Annotated in this window: 12 protein-coding genes, 2 rRNA genes and 1 riboswitch (1 of these 15 only partly in view); of the genes, 7 read left to right on the top strand and 7 right to left on the bottom strand. The window is 61.0% G+C overall.

Features of this window, described 5'->3' with window-relative positions; all coding sequences use genetic code 11:
• Window positions 1-8: 8 nt before the first annotated feature.
• The 4 genes from leuB to ACZ9IL_RS00065 all read left to right on the top strand — a co-directional run bounded on the left by leuB (window position 9) and on the right by ACZ9IL_RS00065 (window position 4,207).
• Complete coding sequence (gene leuB / locus ACZ9IL_RS00080; RefSeq protein ID WP_476001655.1) at window positions 9-1,094, top strand: 3-isopropylmalate dehydrogenase; 1,086 nt, start codon at window positions 9-11, stop codon at window positions 1,092-1,094.
• A 27-nt stretch (window positions 1,095-1,121) separates the two neighbouring features.
• Window positions 1,122-2,519 (top strand): 3-isopropylmalate dehydratase large subunit, encoded by a 1,398-nt coding sequence (leuC, locus tag ACZ9IL_RS00075; protein ID WP_476001654.1) that lies wholly within the window; start codon window positions 1,122-1,124, stop codon window positions 2,517-2,519.
• A 12-nt stretch (window positions 2,520-2,531) separates the two neighbouring features.
• On the top strand, window positions 2,532-3,131 hold the full coding sequence (gene leuD, locus ACZ9IL_RS00070; protein ID WP_476001653.1) for a 3-isopropylmalate dehydratase small subunit: 600 nt from the start codon (window positions 2,532-2,534) through the stop codon (window positions 3,129-3,131).
• Window positions 3,132-3,280: 149 nt separating this feature from the next.
• A complete protein-coding gene (locus ACZ9IL_RS00065) occupies window positions 3,281-4,207 on the top strand; it encodes a transglutaminase-like domain-containing protein (protein ID WP_476001652.1) in 927 nt (308 codons plus the stop codon).
• A gap of 127 nt (window positions 4,208-4,334) precedes the next feature.
• Here the strand turns inward: ACZ9IL_RS00065 and ACZ9IL_RS00060 are convergent, their stop codons facing one another.
• Complete coding sequence (locus tag ACZ9IL_RS00060; protein ID WP_476001651.1) at window positions 4,335-4,625, bottom strand: PilZ domain-containing protein; 291 nt, start codon at window positions 4,623-4,625, stop codon at window positions 4,335-4,337.
• A 91-nt stretch (window positions 4,626-4,716) separates the two neighbouring features.
• A riboswitch (TPP riboswitch) is annotated at window positions 4,717-4,807 on the top strand.
• 53 nt (window positions 4,808-4,860) lie between these two features.
• Between ACZ9IL_RS00060 and thiB the strand changes: the two genes are divergently transcribed.
• From thiB to thiQ, 3 genes are all read left to right on the top strand, one after another.
• Window positions 4,861-5,841 (top strand): thiamine ABC transporter substrate binding subunit, encoded by a 981-nt coding sequence (gene thiB, locus ACZ9IL_RS00055; protein ID WP_476001650.1) that lies wholly within the window; start codon window positions 4,861-4,863, stop codon window positions 5,839-5,841.
• Complete coding sequence (thiP, locus tag ACZ9IL_RS00050; RefSeq protein WP_476001649.1) at window positions 5,817-7,460, top strand: thiamine/thiamine pyrophosphate ABC transporter permease; 1,644 nt, start codon at window positions 5,817-5,819, stop codon at window positions 7,458-7,460. Before thiB ends, thiP begins: the two co-directional genes overlap by 25 nt.
• Window positions 7,461-7,528: 68 nt before the next feature.
• Entirely contained in the window at window positions 7,529-8,236 is a 708-nt protein-coding gene (gene thiQ, locus ACZ9IL_RS00045; protein ID WP_476001648.1) for a thiamine ABC transporter ATP-binding protein, read from the top strand.
• 68 nt (window positions 8,237-8,304) lie between these two features.
• Here the strand turns inward: thiQ and ACZ9IL_RS00040 are convergent, their stop codons facing one another.
• From ACZ9IL_RS00040 to ACZ9IL_RS00015, 6 genes are all read right to left on the bottom strand, one after another.
• Window positions 8,305-9,675: a PhoH family protein gene (locus ACZ9IL_RS00040; protein WP_476001647.1), complete on the bottom strand. Its 1,371-nt coding sequence runs from the start codon at window positions 9,673-9,675 to the stop codon at window positions 8,305-8,307.
• A gap of 209 nt (window positions 9,676-9,884) precedes the next feature.
• Complete coding sequence (locus tag ACZ9IL_RS00035) at window positions 9,885-10,568, bottom strand: TSCPD domain-containing protein (protein WP_476001646.1); 684 nt, start codon at window positions 10,566-10,568, stop codon at window positions 9,885-9,887.
• A 9-nt stretch (window positions 10,569-10,577) separates the two neighbouring features.
• Window positions 10,578-12,725, bottom strand: coding sequence for an adenosylcobalamin-dependent ribonucleoside-diphosphate reductase (locus ACZ9IL_RS00030; protein ID WP_476001645.1), 2,148 nt, complete (start codon window positions 12,723-12,725; stop codon window positions 10,578-10,580).
• Between the two features lie 209 nt (window positions 12,726-12,934).
• On the bottom strand, window positions 12,935-13,387 hold the full coding sequence (locus ACZ9IL_RS00025) for an early set domain-containing protein (protein WP_408858522.1): 453 nt from the start codon (window positions 13,385-13,387) through the stop codon (window positions 12,935-12,937).
• 519 nt (window positions 13,388-13,906) lie between these two features.
• Window positions 13,907-14,021: ribosomal RNA gene (rrf, locus tag ACZ9IL_RS00020) — 5S ribosomal RNA — on the bottom strand.
• 124 nt (window positions 14,022-14,145) lie between these two features.
• Window positions 14,146-16,423 (bottom strand): 23S ribosomal RNA (locus ACZ9IL_RS00015) (it continues 612 nt past the right edge of the window).

The raw sequence follows: 16,423 nt of genomic DNA, 5'->3' as shown, positions 1-16,423 counted from the left end.
GAAACAGTATGAGCAGTTATCGGATCGCAGTATTGCCGGGTGACGGCATTGGCCCGGAAGTGATGGCCGAGGCCGTCAAGGTGCTGGAAAAGATACAGGCCAAGTTTGGCTTCACCCTCGAGTACGACCGCCATGACGTGGGCGGCATCGCCATCGACAACCAGGGCACTCCCCTGCCTTCGAGCACCATAGCAGGCTGCGAAGCGGCCGACGCCGTGCTGTTTGGCTCGGTCGGTGGCCCCAAGTGGGAGCATCTGCCGCCGAACGATCAGCCGGAACGTGGCGCCCTGCTGCCCCTGCGCGCCCACTTCAAGCTGTTCTGCAACCTGCGTCCGGCCCGCATCTACACCGGTCTGGAACAATTCTCGCCACTGCGTGCCGACATCTCGGATCGCGGCTTCGATATCGCCTGCGTCCGCGAGCTGACCGGCGGCATCTACTTCGGCCAGCCCAAGGGGCGCGAGGGGGAAGGCGCCATGGAGAAGGCATTCGACACCGAGGTCTATCACCGTTTCGAGATCGAGCGTATCGCCAAGATAGCGTTCGAATCGGCCCGGGTGCGCAAGGCCAAAGTCACCTCCATCGACAAGGCCAACGTGCTCGCCTCCTCCATCCTGTGGCGCGAAGTGGTGAGCCAGGTCGCCAAGTCCTACCCGGACGTGGCCCTGAACCACATGTACATCGACAACGCCACCATGCAGCTCATCAAGGATCCGTCCCAGTTCGACGTGCTGCTCTGCTCCAACCTGTTCGGCGACATCCTCTCCGACGAGTGCGCCATGATCACCGGCTCCATGGGGCTGCTCCCCTCCGCCAGCCTGAACGAATCCGGCTTCGGCCTGTTCGAACCGGCCGGTGGCTCGGCGCCTGACATCGCCGGCAAGGGCATCGCCAACCCCATCGCCCAGATCCTCTCCGCCGCCCTGATGCTGCGCTACAGCCTCGGCCAGGAAGCCGCCGCCCAGGCCATCGAGCAGGCCGTGGCCCAGGCCCTGGCCGAGGGTTACTTCACCGCCGACTTGCATCAGGCCGATGCCAAGCACCCGGTGCAGAGCACCGCCGCCATGGGCTCCCAGATCGCCGCGCGCATCTGAAGACAGCAGATAACAAGGAAGAGAGCAATGTCCAAGACCCTCTATCAGAAAGTATTCGACGCCCACGTGGTGCGTGAAGTGGCCGGGGAAACGCCGCTCATCTACATCGACCGCCACCTGGTGCACGAAGTCACCAGCCCGCAGGCGTTCGACGGCCTGCGCGCCATGAAGCGCCCCCTGCGCCGCCCGGACTTGACCTGGGCCACCATGGATCACAACGTCTCCACCACCACCAAGGACATCGCCGCCTCCGGCGAGATGGCCCGCATCCAGATGGAGACGCTGGCCGCCAACTGCAAGGAGTTCGGAGTCCGGCTCTACGATCTGAACCATCAGTATCAGGGGATCGTCCACGTGATGGGGCCTGAGCTCGGCATCACCCTGCCCGGCACCACCATCGTCTGCGGCGACTCCCACACCGCCACCCACGGCGCCTTCGGATCCTTGGCGTTCGGCATCGGTACCTCCGAGGTGGAGCACGTGATGGCCACCCAGACCCTGAAACAGGGCCGCGCCAAGACCATGCGCATCAGCGTCAACGGCAAGCTGGCCGAAGGCATCAGCGCGAAAGACGTGGTGCTTGCCATCATAGGCCGGGTCGGCCACGCCGGCGGCACCGGCTACGTGGTGGAGTTCGCGGGAGACGCCATCGCAGCGCTCTCCATGGAAGGGCGCATGACGGTGTGCAACATGGCCATCGAGCTTGGCGCCAAGGCGGGCATGATAGCCCCCGATCAGACCACCATCGACTACATCCGCGGCAAGGTCTTCGCCCCCGAGGGTGAGGCACTGGCGCAGGCTATCGCCTACTGGCAGACCCTCAAGAGCGATGAAGGTGCCAGCTTCGATGCAGAAGTCGTGCTCAATGCCGCCGACATCGCCCCCCAGGTGACCTGGGGCACCAACCCCGGCCAGGTGATCGCCGTGGGTGATCCCATCCCGGATCCGGACTCCTTCACCGATCTGATGGAGCAGCAGTCCGCTCGCAAGGCGCTGGCCTACATGGACTTGCAACCGGGCCAGAAGCTCTCCGACGTCGCCATCGACAAGGTGTTCATCGGCTCTTGCACCAACAGCCGCATCGAGGACTTGCGCGCCGCCGCCGCCATAGCCCGGGGCCGCAAGGTCGCCGCGGGGGTACAGGCGCTGGTGGTGCCGGGCTCCGAGCAGGTGAAGGCCCAGGCCGAGGCCGAGGGGCTGGACAAGATCTTCATCGAGGCAGGATTTGAATGGCGTCTGCCGGGTTGCTCCATGTGTCTGGCCATGAACAACGACCGACTGCAACCGGGGGAGCGCTGCGCCTCCACCAGCAACCGCAACTTCGAGGGTCGTCAGGGCCGTGCCGGCCGCACCCATCTGGTGAGCCCGGCCATGGCCGCCGCCGCCGCCGTCACCGGTCACTTTGCCGATATTCGCGCACTGTAAGAGGGAATGAACATGACAGGATTCAAACAACATAAAGGGATCGCCGTCCCCCTCGACAGCGTCAACGTGGACACCGACGCCATCATTCCCAAGCAGTTCCTGCAGAAGGTGAACCGCACCGGTTTTGGCAAGCACCTGTTCCACGACTGGCGCTTCCTGGATGATGCCGGCCAGCAGCCAAACCCCGAGTTCGTACTGAACCAGCCGCGTTACGCTGGCGCGAGCATCTTGCTGGCCCGGGAGAACTTCGGCTGTGGCTCGAGCCGCGAGCACGCCCCCTGGGCGCTGGCGGATTACGGCTTCAAGACCATCATAGCCCCGAGCTTCGCCGACATCTTCTACGGCAACGCCATCAACAACGGCCTGGTGCCGGTGCGTCTGAAGGACGAAGAGGTGGAGGCCCTGTTCCAGCTGGTTGCCGCCAATCCGGGCCAACAGATCGAGGTAGATCTGGAGGCCAATCAGGTGCGCGCAGGTAGCCTCAGCTTCGGCTTCGAGATCGACGAGTTCCGCCGCTACTGCCTGCTCAACGGGCTGGACGCCATCGGCCTGACTTTGCAGCATGAGGCCGCCATCGACGCCTTCGAGGCGAAGCAGCCGAGCTGGATCTGAGCACGTTCAAAACCCGTCTCTGCGCCTTCGAAACAAGGCAGCCGAGCGGGAGCTAGGCACGAATAGCCACAACGAGTAGCATCCACAGGGAGCCCAGGCTCCCTGTTTTATTTCCGGCAGACGGCCAACCGACACCTGAGGAGAGGATGATGACGACAACGAGCGGCCTCCTGCTCTGCGCCCTGCTGTTCGCGCTGCCGGCAATGGCAGGGCAGCGTTATTTTCACAGCAACGGCGGTCAGCTCAACGTCGGCTGGCAGGACAGGGAGGGCAAGGCGCAGCAGCTCAGCTACCGGCTGGAGACGGGCCAGTTGCCACCGCTCATCGCCTATAGACCCGCGCGGATGCAGGAGGAGATGTTGCAGCAGTTGCTGCAGCAGGCCGTCATCGCGTTCCCCGAGGTGCAGTTCTCCCTCTCTCGCCCCGCGCTGGCCCTCAACATCAGGAGCCGCAACGCCGACAAGGCGCGGGAGGCCGAGAGCTGGGTCGGGCCTGAGCGGGCGAAATTGGAGCAGGAATGGCTCAAGCAGCACTACTTCCAGCGCTTTACGCCGTACGACGGGGTGCCCGCCATCAAGCAGGATCACGTGCGCATCGCGCTGGAGAGTCGGGCCGAGCTGGCACCGCTGGCGGATCAGCTCAAGCGGCAGGGGACCACCGAGGTGGAGGCACGCCAGCAGACGGTGGCCTTCATGCTCGACTTCATTCAAGCCATTCCCTATAGCCTGCTGGACAGCCAGTCTGGCCGGGCCGGCAAGGGCTTCCTGACCCCGCGTCAGGTGCTGGAGCAGAACCGGGGGGATTGTGACAGCAAGGTGACCCTGATGGCGGCCATGCTGGCCCAGCTCTTCCCGGAATTGCCCCAGGCCATGGTGTTCGTGCCGGGCCACGCACTGCTGGGGGTCGCCCTGCCCGCCAAGCCGGGAGACGCGACCCTGAGCTGGGAAGGACAGACCTACCTGCTGATGGAGCCGACCGGCCCGGCCCAGCTCCCCATCGGCCAGCTCGCTCCCACCAGCAAGACGCTGGTCGACAGCCGGCAGTTGAGCGTGCAGCCCGTGCTGGCCAGCCACTGAGTCGCCCCCAGACAGGCCGGGAAGCGATGGCGAATGGCCAAGCGGCAGCATAACAATCTACTGAAAACCAAAATGACATCGACCAGCAGATGCTGGCCGATGAAAAGTGGTGGAATGTGCTACCGCGTCAGGCCAGAGACTGAAACTCCAGCGCCAGCAAGAGTCCCTCCTCTTCCTCCAGCACCCGCACTATGCGGGCCTGCACCTCGAACGGCGGCAGCAAGTTGCTGCTGGTCGCGAGGCTCACCCGGATGAGTTGATGCACATCGAAGCTGTGCTCGTTCACCTCGACCCCCATGCCGTTGGCGCTGAGATCCCGACAGATCCCCTCCAGCACGTCCTGATGCTGAAACAGGGTGACGGGAGCATTGATGACCATGCGCGCAAAGGCACGCCTTTCCTTGGTACTGGTGATCACGGGAACCTCCTCTGCTATGCCGCTACGCCCGTATCGGCCGGTGAAATAATTGTGCTGGCCTCCCCCAAGGAACGTTAATACAATGCGGTTCGTTTCTCAAACGGGGTGCGGCTTGCCGCTGAGATTATACCCGTGAACCTGATCCAGATAATGCTGGCGGAGGAATTTGAGGCATGGCGCTCGTTTTTTGCGCCCTCTCCCCGCTGGCACTTCACGACTCACAGGAGTGCCATCAATGAAAACCCTGCTGCTGGTTGCCACCAGCCTGCTCAGTGCCCAGGCCTTCGCGGCCGACACCCTCACCGTCTACACCTACGGCTCCTTCGCCAGCGAATGGGGACCGGGTCCCAAGATCAAGCAGGCCTTCGAGCAGGAGTGCGGCTGCACCCTCAAGCTGGTGGCGCTGGAAGACGGGGTCGCCATCCTCAACCGGCTGCGACTGGAAGGCAAACACAGCCAGGCCGATCTGGTGCTGGGGCTGGACGATGCCCTGGTGAGCGAGGCCAAGCAGAGCGGCCTGTTCGCCCCCCATCACACGGATCTCGCTGCCCTCAAGGTGCCGGGTGGCTGGCAGGACGATACCTTCGTCCCCTATGACTACGGCTACTTCGCCTTCGTCTACAACAAGGACAAGCTCCAGACCCCTCCCAAGAGCCTGAAAGAGCTGGTGGAGCGCCCGGATCTCAAGGTGATCTATCAGGATCCCCGCACCTCCACCCCGGGTCAGGGGCTGATGCTGTGGATGAAGTCCGTCTATGGCAAGGAAGCGCCGGCCGCCTGGGCCCAGCTCGCCAAGAAGACGGTCACCGTCACCAAGGGCTGGTCCGAGGCCTACGGCATGTTCCTCGACGGCGAGGCGGACATGGTGCTCTCCTACACCAGCTCCCCGGCCTATCACCTGATCGCCGAGAACAAGGCCCAGTACCAGGCCGCGGCCTTCGAGGAGGGCCACTATCGCCAGGTGGAGGTCGCTGCCAAGCTCGCGAGCGCCAAGCAAGACAAGCTGGCGGACCAGTTCCTGCAGTTCATGGTCAGCCCCGCCTTCCAGCAGGCGATCCCCACCGGCAACTGGATGTATCCGGTGACGGACACCCCGCTGCCCAAGGGCTTCGATCAGATGATCACAGTCACCAAACCGCTGAGCTTTAGCTCCGATGAGGTGGCCGCCAATCGCAAGGGCTGGATCAAGGAATGGCTGCAAGCCGTCACCCAGTGAGCCGTCACGCTGTAAAACCACAGGCTCGTCCTCTCTGGTGGCTGCCGGGTAGCGCAGCCACCAGCATCATCCTGTTGCTCTCCTTGGGGCCGCTCGTCGCCCTGTTGTGGCAGGCGGGCACGCTCCCTGGCAGCCTGCTGGCAGACCCCTACCTGCGCCATGTGCTGGGCTTCAGCCTGGGGCAGGCCCTGCTCTCCACCCTGCTGAGTCTGGGGCTGGCCATTCCGGTGGCCCGGGCCCTGGCGCGGCGCCGTTTTCGCGGCCGAAGACTGCTGCTGAAACTGTTTGGCCTCTCCCTGGTACTGCCCGTCATCATCGCCATCTTCGGCATAGTCGCGGTGCACGGCTCCCAGGGCTGGCTGCCCCATGCCCTGCGCAGCCTGGGGCTGGACCCCGGCAACTACCTGTACGGCCTGTTCGGCATACTGCTGGCCCACGTGTTCTTCAACATGCCGCTCGCGGCGCGCCTCATTCTGCAAGGGATAGAGAGCATCCCCGAGTCCTCCTGGCGCCTCGCCAGCCAGCTCGGCATGCATTCCTCCCACATCTTCCGGCTGCTGGAGTGGCCCATCATCCGTGGCCTGCTGCCGGGATTGGCGAGCCTCATCTTCATGCTCTGCTTCACCAGCTTCACCACAGTGCTGGCGCTGGGCGGTGGCCCCAAGTCCACCACCCTGGAGGTGGCCGTCTATCAGGCCCTGCGCTTTGACTTCGATCTCGCCACCGCCGGCGGCCTGGCGCTGGTGCAACTGCTGCTGACCGCGGGCCTGTTGCTGCTGCAACACAAATTGCAGACCACCCCGTCCAGTCGCCTCACCAGCCGCCGCCCCTGCCTGCGCCCGGACAGACAACAGCCGGGCACCCGCTGGGTGGATGGTGCCGCCCTCACCCTCGGCCTCGCCATCTTCCTGCCACCGCTGCTGGCCATCGTCGTCGCTGGCTTCAACCCAGGTCTGCTGACGGCGCTCGGCTCGTCCCGGCTGTGGCAGGCGGGGGGCCAGTCTCTCGGCATCGCGCTGGTGGCGGGGAGCCTCGCCACCCTGCTCGGGGCCGGCCTGCTGCTCACCAGCCGCCACCTGCGGGTGCGGGCCCGCAAGCGACGGGCGGCCGCCCTGTGGGAGGCCAGCGGCTCCATGATCCTGATGATCCCGGCGGTGGTGCTCAGCACCGGCCTCTTCATCCTGTTCATGCCCTTCACCGATGTGTTTGCCCTCGGCCCCTGGCTGGTGGTGCTGGTCAACGCCCTGATGGCGCTGCCCTATGTGCTGCGCACCCTCAGCGCGCCCATGCAACTGGTGGTGCGCCAGTACGATCGGCTGGCAGACAGCCTGGGAGTGCGCGGCCTGCATCGCCTGAAGTACGTCGAGTGGCCCCTGCTGCGCCGCCCGCTGGCGCTGGCCATGGCACTCTCCATGATATTGTCGCTGGGGGATCTCGGCGCCATCGCCATGTTCGGCAGCCAGGAGCTCACCACCCTGCCCTGGCTGCTCTATCAGCAACTCGGCAGCTACCGGTTGACCGAGGCGGCGGCCACCGCCCTGCTGTTGCTCACCCTCTGTTTCTCGCTGTTCTGGCTGGTGGAACGGGGTCTGGGAGGCAAGAACCTGGATGCTGGATAGTCGAGTTTGCTGCCATGGCACGGTTTCACATGCGGTCTGCGCACCCAGCCATATCACAGGAGTCAAAGATGCTGTTAATTGATGATTTTACAACCAGTTACCCTGATTGGCGGGTGACCTTCAACGCCTCCCTGCCCAAGGGGGAGATCACTGCGCTGATCGGTCCGAGCGGGGCCGGCAAATCGACCCTGCTCGGCATGATAGCGGGCTTCGTGCCGGTAGAATCCGGCCGTCTCAGCTTCGATGGCATCGACTTGCTGCCGCTCGGCCCCGCCGAGCGGCCGGTCACCACCCTGTTCCAGGATCACAACCTGTTCCTGCACCTGTCGGTGTTCGACAACATCGCCATCGGCCTGCACCCCGGCCTGCGCCTGAGCCCGGCCCAACGCGCCCAGGTGAAAGAGGCGGCCATCAAGGTGGGGCTCGGTGACATGCAGGATCGGCTGCCGGAGCAGCTCTCCGGTGGTCAACAGCAACGGGTGGGGCTGGCCCGCGCCCTGGTGCGCGGCAAGCCGCTGCTGCTGCTGGACGAACCCTTCTCGGCGCTGGATCCCGCCCTGCGCCGGGAAATGCTGGCGGAGGTCGCCCGCCTCGCCTGCGAGCAGGGCATTACCGTGCTGATGGTGTCCCACAACCCGGAGGATGCCCAACTCATCGCCGATCGAGTGCTGTTCGTGGACGAGGGACGCATCGCCCTGCAGGGCACGCCCGACATTCTGCAAAACAGCGGTCACCCGGGCCTTCAGCGCTATCTGGGCCACTCGCAGAGTGCCTAGGGCAGGAGCGCGGGATCAAAAAAGGGAGGCCAATGGCCTCCCTTTTTGTATGAAGATATTCAGTGAAATCAGAGATTTTCCTCGGCAAAGGAGGCGAGCTTGCTGCGCACCACCCCGTTCAGGAAGATGTTGGCACTGCCATCGAAGTCCTTGAAGCGCTCGACGATGTAGGTCAGCCCCGAGGTGACCGGGCTCAGGTAGTTGGAGTCGATCTGGGCCAGGTTGCCGGAACAGACGATCTTGGTGCCCTCGCCGCAACGGGTGATGATGGTCTTGATCTGGGACGCGGTCAGGTTCTGGCACTCGTCCAGCAGCACGAAGGTGTTCTGGATGCTGCGCCCGCGCATGAAGTTGACGGATTTGAACTGGATGTTGGCCTTCTCCATGATGTAGCTCAGGGACCCGCTCATGTTCTCGTCCTGCTTGTGCAGCACCTCCAGGGTGTCGGTCACCGCCGCCAGCCAGGGCATCATCTTCTCTTCCTCGGTACCGGGCAGGAAGCCAATGCTCTCGGCAATCTCCGGGGTATTGCGGGTGACGATCACCTTCTCGTAGATCCCCTTCTCAATCACCAGCTCCAGCGCCGCCGCCATGGCCAGCAGGGTCTTGCCGCAGCCCGCCGGGCCGGTCAGGATCACCAGATCGATGTGCGGATCCAGCAGCGCATCCAGCGCCATGCCCTGATAGACGTTCTTGGGGTGAACGCCCCAGGCCTTGCGCGACATCAGCCGCTCGCGGCCGAGATCCTTGAGGCGGATCTTGTGGCCATCGTGACTCAGCACCCTCGCTGCGAAGAAGTTCTCCTCGTCCAGCAGGTACTGATTGACGTGTACTCCCTCCAGCAGATTGGCATCGATCACATGCACGGTGTCACGGCCATGGGTCTCGCTGTCACACTCGCCGACCCGCTCCCAGAAGCTGCCGGGCACCACCTGGAAGCCTTTGGCCAGCAGGCGGATGTCGTCGATCAACTGGTCGCTGCGATAGTCCTCAACGTGCGCCAGCCCGGCCCCCTTGGCCTTGAGACGCATGTTGATGTCTTTCGTCACCAGCACCACCTGGCGCTTCATCTCGTGCTTTTGCAGGTAGAGAGCCGCGTTGATGATGCGGTTGTCCGCCTCCTTGTCGGTGAACACCTCGGCATCCTGGGGCAGGTGGTGATCGCTGAAGATGGAGATATGACCGCTCGCCTCCCCGGCCAGCGCCACCCCCTGCACTATCTGCTCCGGAGTGGCATCACGAAACACGTCTTCCAGCGCCCGGATGGCGACCCTGGCATCACGGCTGACGTCCTTCTGGCGATCCTTGATGTTGTCGAGCTCTTCGAGCACCGTCATGGGGATGAGCACGTCGTGCTCTTTGAAGGAGTAGATGGCGAGGGGTTCGTGAAGCAGAACGTTGGTATCCAGGATAAACAGCTTTCGGTCCGTATTGTCCATAAGCATCCTCCTTGGCACTGAAGGTGCCACGCGTGTGAATCTCAGATGTCATTGAAACCACACCGCCGTGACAGTTTTATTACTTCCCAACGCTACGCCCGATTTTACCAGCGTGCAACAAATCCCTTTGGCTCCCCCATGGACCGAACAAAAAACAGCCAACAAGAAAGACCGGCTCATCGGCCGGTCTTTTTCGATTCGCTATCCCCTCAACCACACTTGGAATCGCCGCAGTTGAGGCAGGTCATGCAGCCATCTTTCTGCACCAGCGCCTTGGTGTGGCACTTGTAGCAGAGCGCCGCACTGGCCGGGAAACCGCTGCCGACCTGCTGTGCTTCCGCTTGTTGTCCGCCCTGCAGCTCGGCCTGTTTCTCGGCCAGGAATGCCTGCTGGTGCTCATCCAGCCCGGGCACCTTGAGCATGCCGATCTCGGTGAGGTGAGTCTCGATCACGTTGCCAATCTCGGCGATAAGGGAGGGAACGTACTTGCCCTTGTTCCAGTAGCCGCCCTTGGGATCGAACACCGAGCGCAGCTCCTCCACCAGGAAGGTGACATCCCCGCCCTTGCGAAACACCGCCGAGATGATCCGGGTCAGCGCCACTATCCATTGGTAGTGTTCCAGGCTCTTGGAATTGATGAAGATCTCGAACGGGCGGCGGGTCTCGTGCACCGTGCCCTCGTTGAGAATGATGTCGTTGATGGTGATGAACAGCGAGTGCTCGGAGACATGCTCCGGCGTCTTCAGTTTGTAGGTGGTGCCCATCAGCCGCTCCGGCCGCAGCACCGTCTCGTGCATGTGCACCACGTCATCTTGCGGGGCCGGCGCTTCTTGCGGCTCATCCCGGGTCTTCACCTTGTAGGCGACGATTTTGCTGTCGATCTTCTTGACCATGTGTCGTCCTCAGAATTTACCGTAATAGCCTTCTTTCAAGGCGTCATAGAGGTTGGCGGCGGTGTGCAGCTCGCCATCGTACTCGATCTCTTCGTTGCCCCTGGCGGTGATGACGGAGCCATCCTCCAGGGTGAACTCGTAACATGTATTCTCCAGATCCTTCTCCTTCACCAGCACCCCCTGGAAGGCGGCCGGGTTGAAGCGGAAGGTAGTGCAGCCCTTGAGCCCCGAATCAGAAGCATAGAGGTAGATGTCCTTGAACTGCTCGAACGGGAAGTCGGTCGGCACGTTGGCGGTCTTGGAGATGGAGGAGTCGATCCAGCGCTGGGCTGCGGCCTGGATGTCCACGTGCTGGGCCGGGCTGATGTCATCGGCGGTGATGAAGTAGTCCGGCAGCCGGGTCGCCTCCTCCTCCCCATAGGGCATGGCGCCAGCATTGACGAGCCCACGGTAGGCCAGCAGCTCGAACGAGTAGACGTCCACGCTCTCCTTGCTCTTCTTGCCCGGCTTGATGACATTGCGGCTGTAGTGATGGGCAAAGCTCGGCTCTATGCCATTGCTGGCATTGTTGGCGAGCGACAGGGAGATGGTGCCGGTCGGCGCTATGCTGCTGTGATGGGTGAAACGACCACCCACCTCAGCCAGCTCGGCCACCAGGACGGGGTCCACTCCGGCGACTTGTTGCATGTAGCGGCTGTAGCGCGCGTGCAGCACCCGGCCCTTGATCTTGTCGCCAAGCTTGATGCCATCGGCGGCCATCTCGGGGCGCAGCCGCAGCATCTTGCCGGTGACCTCGAACTCCTGCTCCATGATGGGGGCCGGGCCCTTCTCTGTCGCCAGCGCCAGGGATTCGCGCCAACCGGTCATGGCCAGCTCCTGGGAGACCTGCTCGGTGAAAGCGACGGAGGCGGCGGAGCCATATTTGATCCGCAGCATGGTGAGGGCCGAGCCGAGACCGAGGAAGCCCATGCCGTGACGACGTTTGTTGATGATCTCCTCCCGCTGTTTGGCCAGCGGCAGCTGGTTGATCTCCACCACGTTGTCCAGCATGCGGGTGAAAATGGCCACCACCTTGCGAAATACCTGCCAGTCGAAGCTGGCCTGATCGGTGAAGGGATTGCGCACGAACTTGGTGAGATTGACCGAGCCCAGCAGGCAGGCGCCGTAGGGCGGCAAGGGCTGCTCGCCGCAGGGGTTGGTGGCGCGGATTTCCTCGCAGAACCAGTTGTTGTTCATCTGGTTGACCTTGTCGATCAGGATGAAGCCGGGCTCCGCGTAGTCGTAGGTGGAGCTCATGATGACGTTCCACAGCTTGCGGGCGGGCAGTGTCTTGTAGCGCTTGCAGGCCACCTGGCCCAGCTCATTGATGACCACTCCTTCCTTGTTCGGCCAATCAGCCCAGAGCACCTGCTCGGGGTCGTCCAGCGCGATGCCGTCCTGCTCCACCTCCTTGGCGGTGTAAGGGAAGATCAGCGTCCAGGGAGCATCCTCCTTCACCGCTTTGACGAACTCCTCGGTGATCAGCAGGGAGAGGTTGAACTGGCGCAGGCGGCCATCCTCCCGCTTGGCCTGAATGAACTCGATGACGTCCGGGTGACGGATATCCATGGTTCCCATCTGGGCGCCGCGGCGACCGCCGGCGGACGAGACGGTGAAGCACATCTTGTCGTAGATATCCATGAAGGAGAGCGGGCCCGAGGTGTAGGCCCCAGCCCCGGAGACAAAGGCTCCGCGTGGACGCAGGGTCGAGAAGTCATAGCCGATGCCGCAACCCGCCTTCAGGGTCAACCCCGCCTCGTGGACCTTGCCGAGAATGTCATCCATCGAATCTTCGATGGTGCCGGAGACGGTGCAGTTGATGGTGGAGGTGGCGGGCTTGTGCTCGAAGGCCCCCGCATTGGAGGTGATGCGTCCCGCCGGGATGGCGCCGTTGCGCAGCGCCCACAGGAAGGGCTCATACCAGGCATCGGGTTCGCGCTCCTGCGCTGCCAGGGCGCGGGCCACCCGCTGGTAGGTCTCGTCAACCGAGCCATCGATGGGAGTCGCGTCCTTGCGCTTGAGGCGATACTTGCTGTCCCAGATCTCGAGGGAGGTCTCCTGCAGGGGTATGAGATCGGCGCCGGGATCACTCGCCGGCACAGGGTTGGATTTAGCCATTTTCAAGCCACCTTATGTGAATGCATCAACGTCATGCAGAAGATCAAAACACAACCAATAGATGAATGTGAAATACAAAAACACTATATATAGTAGCACCCATATCATGAACCACCGCCAAAAGCCTAAAAAAACGCCCCGGCCAGCAGAGTGCTGGACCGGGGCAGTTAACCGTTCATTGCCCGAGGGATTGACCGCTCGGGGCCGGATCAGGGCTTCTTGACGTACACCGTCGGGGTTTCGCCAGCCAGGTTCAGATAGAACTCATAGACCCCGTCCGCCTCCGGCGAGAACTTCATGTCCTCGTACTTGGAGCAGGGGTTGACCGGAACAGGTTCACCACCCAGCACGGCGACGCCATCGCTTGGGCTCTTGTAGCCGAAGTTGGTGCCGCAACTCCAGCTTGAGTCACCAAATTTGAATTTGTAGGGGGCCCACTCCTTCTTGAGGGTACCCTTGGCCATATAGAGCTTGTCGGCCACCTTGACCGCCTTGGTCTCATCGTTGGCCATCCAGTCGTTCATCTCCCCGCGCAGGTAGATTGACTTGCCGCCGAAATCGCTGTTGTCCGCCCCCGCCTGCTCAGCGCCACCGTTAGATGCGCAACCGCCTAATACCAGGGTTCCCGCCGCCAGCATCATCGTTACTGTTCTCTTGAACATGTGTCCATTCCTCAGATTATTGTGATTCCTTGGCCCATCGAATGTGAGCAGACGAATTAAAGCAGAGCGGACTCGGCAAGAAAGGTAGGGGTATCACATTCTGTGCTTTTTATATCCAAAACAACGAGAAAGGGACAAAAAGCTATCTGTTCTGCGAGAGAAGAAGAGTGCGAGGTGGGGCCAAAGCGTCTTGATGGTGCCGGTTGGCCTGCCACTCCCGAGCCGAGCAAGCGGGATCCTCCACCCAAGCCATGGCCTATCGGCAGGCTGGCAGGCACAGGAATAGGTATCAGGTATCAGGTATCAGGTATCAGGTATCAGGTATCAGGTATCAGGTATCGAGAGTGGCTCAGGAGGCGGGTAATCAGAGAAATAAAAGGCAGTTGTCATGACTAATAAATCAACTTTATCAATATTTCTAACCATTAAATAAGCATTATGTAGATATTCATACTATAAAATTACGATTTTCAGGCAAAAAAAAGCCCGCTCGATTGAGCGGGCTTCTTCTAATTGGGTGCCTGGCAGTGTCCTACTCTCGCATGGCGAATGCCACACTACCATCGGCGCTACCGCGTTTCACTTCTGAGTTCGGCATGGGATCAGGTGGTTCCACGGCGCTATGGCCGCCAGGCAAAAAACTTCATCTGGAAAGCTGACGTGAATAACGACTTAGGCGTTTGCCTTGTCACTATCACTGAATTAGATAAGTAGTTCGTTCACTTGCTACAAGGCCCAGAACACTTCTTGGGTGTTGTATGGTTAAGCCTCACGGGTAATTAGTATGGGTTAGCTCAACACGTCGCCGCGCTTACACACCCCACCTATCAACGTTGTGGTCTCCAACGGCCCTTTAGGACCCTCAAGGGGTCAGGGATGACTCATCTCAGGGCTCGCTTCCCGCTTAGATGCTTTCAGCGGTTATCGATTCCGAACTTAGCTACCGGGCAGTGCCACTGGCGTGACAACCCGAACACCAGAGGTTCGTTCACTCCGGTCCTCTCGTACTAGGAGCAACTCCCTTCAATCATCCAACGCCCACGGCAGATAGGGACCGAACTGTCTCACGACGTTCTGAACCCAGCTCGCGTACCACTTTAAATGGCGAACAGCCATACCCTTGGGACCGACTTCAGCCCCAGGATGTGATGAGCCGACATCGAGGTGCCAAACACCGCCGTCGATATGAACTCTTGGGCGGTATCAGCCTGTTATCCCCGGAGTACCTTTTATCCGTTGAGCGATGGCCCTTCCATTCAGAACCACCGGATCACTATGACCTACTTTCGTACCTGCTCGACCTGTCCGTCTCGCAGTTAAGCTGGCTTATGCCATTGCACTAACCTCCTGATGTCCGACCAGGATTAGCCAACCTTCGTGCTCCTCCGTTACTCTTTGGGAGGAGACCGCCCCAGTCAAACTACCCACCAGGCACTGTCCGCGAGCCCGATTCAGGGCCCTGCGTTAGAACATCAAACATACAAGGGTGGTATTTCAAGGACGGCTCCAGCGCAACTAGCGTCACGCCTTCAAAGCCTCCCACCTATCCTACACATGTAGGTTCAATGTTCAGTGCCAAGCTGTAGTAAAGGTTCACGGGGTCTTTCCGTCTAGCCGCGGGTACACCGCATCTTCACGGCGAATTCGATTTCACTGAGTCTCGGGTGGAGACAGCATGGCCATGGTTACACCATTCGTGCAGGTCGGAACTTACCCGACAAGGAATTTCGCTACCTTAGGACCGTTATAGTTACGGCCGCCGTTTACCGGGGCTTCGATCAAGAGCTTCGCTTGCGCTAACCCCATCAATTAACCTTCCGGCACCGGGCAGGTGTCACACCCTATACGTCCACTTTCGTGTTTGCAGAGTGCTGTGTTTTTGATAAACAGTCCCAGCCATCTGGTCACTGCGACTCCCAACTGCTCCATCCGCAAGGGACTTCACTGTCAAGAGCGAACCTTCTCCCGAAGTTACGGTTCTATTTTGCCTAGTTCCTTCACCCGAGTTCTCTCAAGCGCCTTGGTATTCTCTACCCGACCACCTGTGTCGGTTTGGGGTACGATGACTTGTAATCTGAAGCTTAGAGGCTTTTCCTGGAAGCAGGGCATCAATGGCTTCACCACCGTAGTGGCTTCGTCTCGTGTCTCAGCGTTGTATCTCCGGATTTGCCTAGAGATACCGCCTACGCACTTTCACCAGGACAACCGTCGCCTGGCCCACCTAGCCTTCTCCGTCCCCCCATCGCAATTACAAGTCGTGCAGGAATATTAACCTGCTTCCCATCGATTACGCCTTTCGGCCTCACCTTAGGGGTCGACTCACCCTGCCCCGATTAACGTTGGACAGGAACCCTTGGTCTTCCGGCGAGGAGGCTTTTCACCCCCTTTATCGTTACTTACGTCAGCATTCGCACTTCTGATATCTCCAGCATACCTCTCGATACACCTTCGCAGACTTACAGAACGCTCCCCTACCACTCACACATACGTGTGAATCCGCGGCTTCGGTGCCTGGTTTGAGCCCCGTTACATCTTCCGCGCAGGCCGACTCGACTAGTGAGCTATTACGCTTTCTTTAAATGATGGCTGCTTCTAAGCCAACATCCTAGCTGTCTGAGCCTTCCCACATCGTTTCCCACTTAACCAGAACTTTGGGACCTTAGCCGGCGGTCTGGGTTGTTTCCCTCTTCACGACGGACGTTAGCACCCGCCGTGTGTCTCCCGGATATTACTTACTGGTATTCGGAGTTTGCATGGAGTTGGTAAGTCGGGATGACCCCCTAGTCCAAACAGTGCTCTACCCCCAGTAGTATTCGTCCGAGGCGCTACCTAAATAGCTTTCGGGGAGAACCAGCTATCTCCGAGTTTGATTGGCCTTTCACCCCCAGCCACAGGTCATCCCCTAACTTTGCAACGTTAGTGGGTTCGGTCCTCCAGTTGATGTTACTCAACCTTCAACCTGCCCATGGCTAGATCACCCGGTTTCGGGTCTACACCTTGCAACTAGACGCCCAGTTAAGACTCGGTTTCCCTACG

It is taken from the genome of Aeromonas sp. TECH754 (genome assembly GCF_056279295.1).
This window is presented reverse-complemented; position numbering and strand designations above follow the sequence as displayed.

Bases quoted from the DNA above. Each gene is read 5' to 3' on its own strand.
- ACZ9IL_RS00025 (WP_408858522.1), bottom strand. From the start codon at position 13,387: ATGTTCAAGAGAACAGTAACGATGATGCTGGCGGCGGGAACCCTGGTA.
- ACZ9IL_RS00035 (WP_476001646.1), bottom strand. From the start codon at position 10,568: ATGGTCAAGAAGATCGACAGCAAAATCGTCGCCTACAAGGTGAAGACC.
- leuB (WP_476001655.1), top strand. From the start codon at position 9: ATGAGCAGTTATCGGATCGCAGTATTGCCGGGTGACGGCATTGGCCCG.
- thiP (WP_476001649.1), top strand. From the start codon at position 5,817: ATGGCTGCAAGCCGTCACCCAGTGAGCCGTCACGCTGTAAAACCACAG.
- thiQ (WP_476001648.1), top strand. From the start codon at position 7,529: ATGCTGTTAATTGATGATTTTACAACCAGTTACCCTGATTGGCGGGTG.
- thiB (WP_476001650.1), top strand. From the start codon at position 4,861: ATGAAAACCCTGCTGCTGGTTGCCACCAGCCTGCTCAGTGCCCAGGCC.
- ACZ9IL_RS00065 (WP_476001652.1), top strand. From the start codon at position 3,281: ATGACGACAACGAGCGGCCTCCTGCTCTGCGCCCTGCTGTTCGCGCTG.
- ACZ9IL_RS00030 (WP_476001645.1), bottom strand. From the start codon at position 12,725: ATGGCTAAATCCAACCCTGTGCCGGCGAGTGATCCCGGCGCCGATCTC.
- leuC (WP_476001654.1), top strand. From the start codon at position 1,122: ATGTCCAAGACCCTCTATCAGAAAGTATTCGACGCCCACGTGGTGCGT.
- leuD (WP_476001653.1), top strand. From the start codon at position 2,532: ATGACAGGATTCAAACAACATAAAGGGATCGCCGTCCCCCTCGACAGC.
- ACZ9IL_RS00040 (WP_476001647.1), bottom strand. From the start codon at position 9,675: ATGGACAATACGGACCGAAAGCTGTTTATCCTGGATACCAACGTTCTG.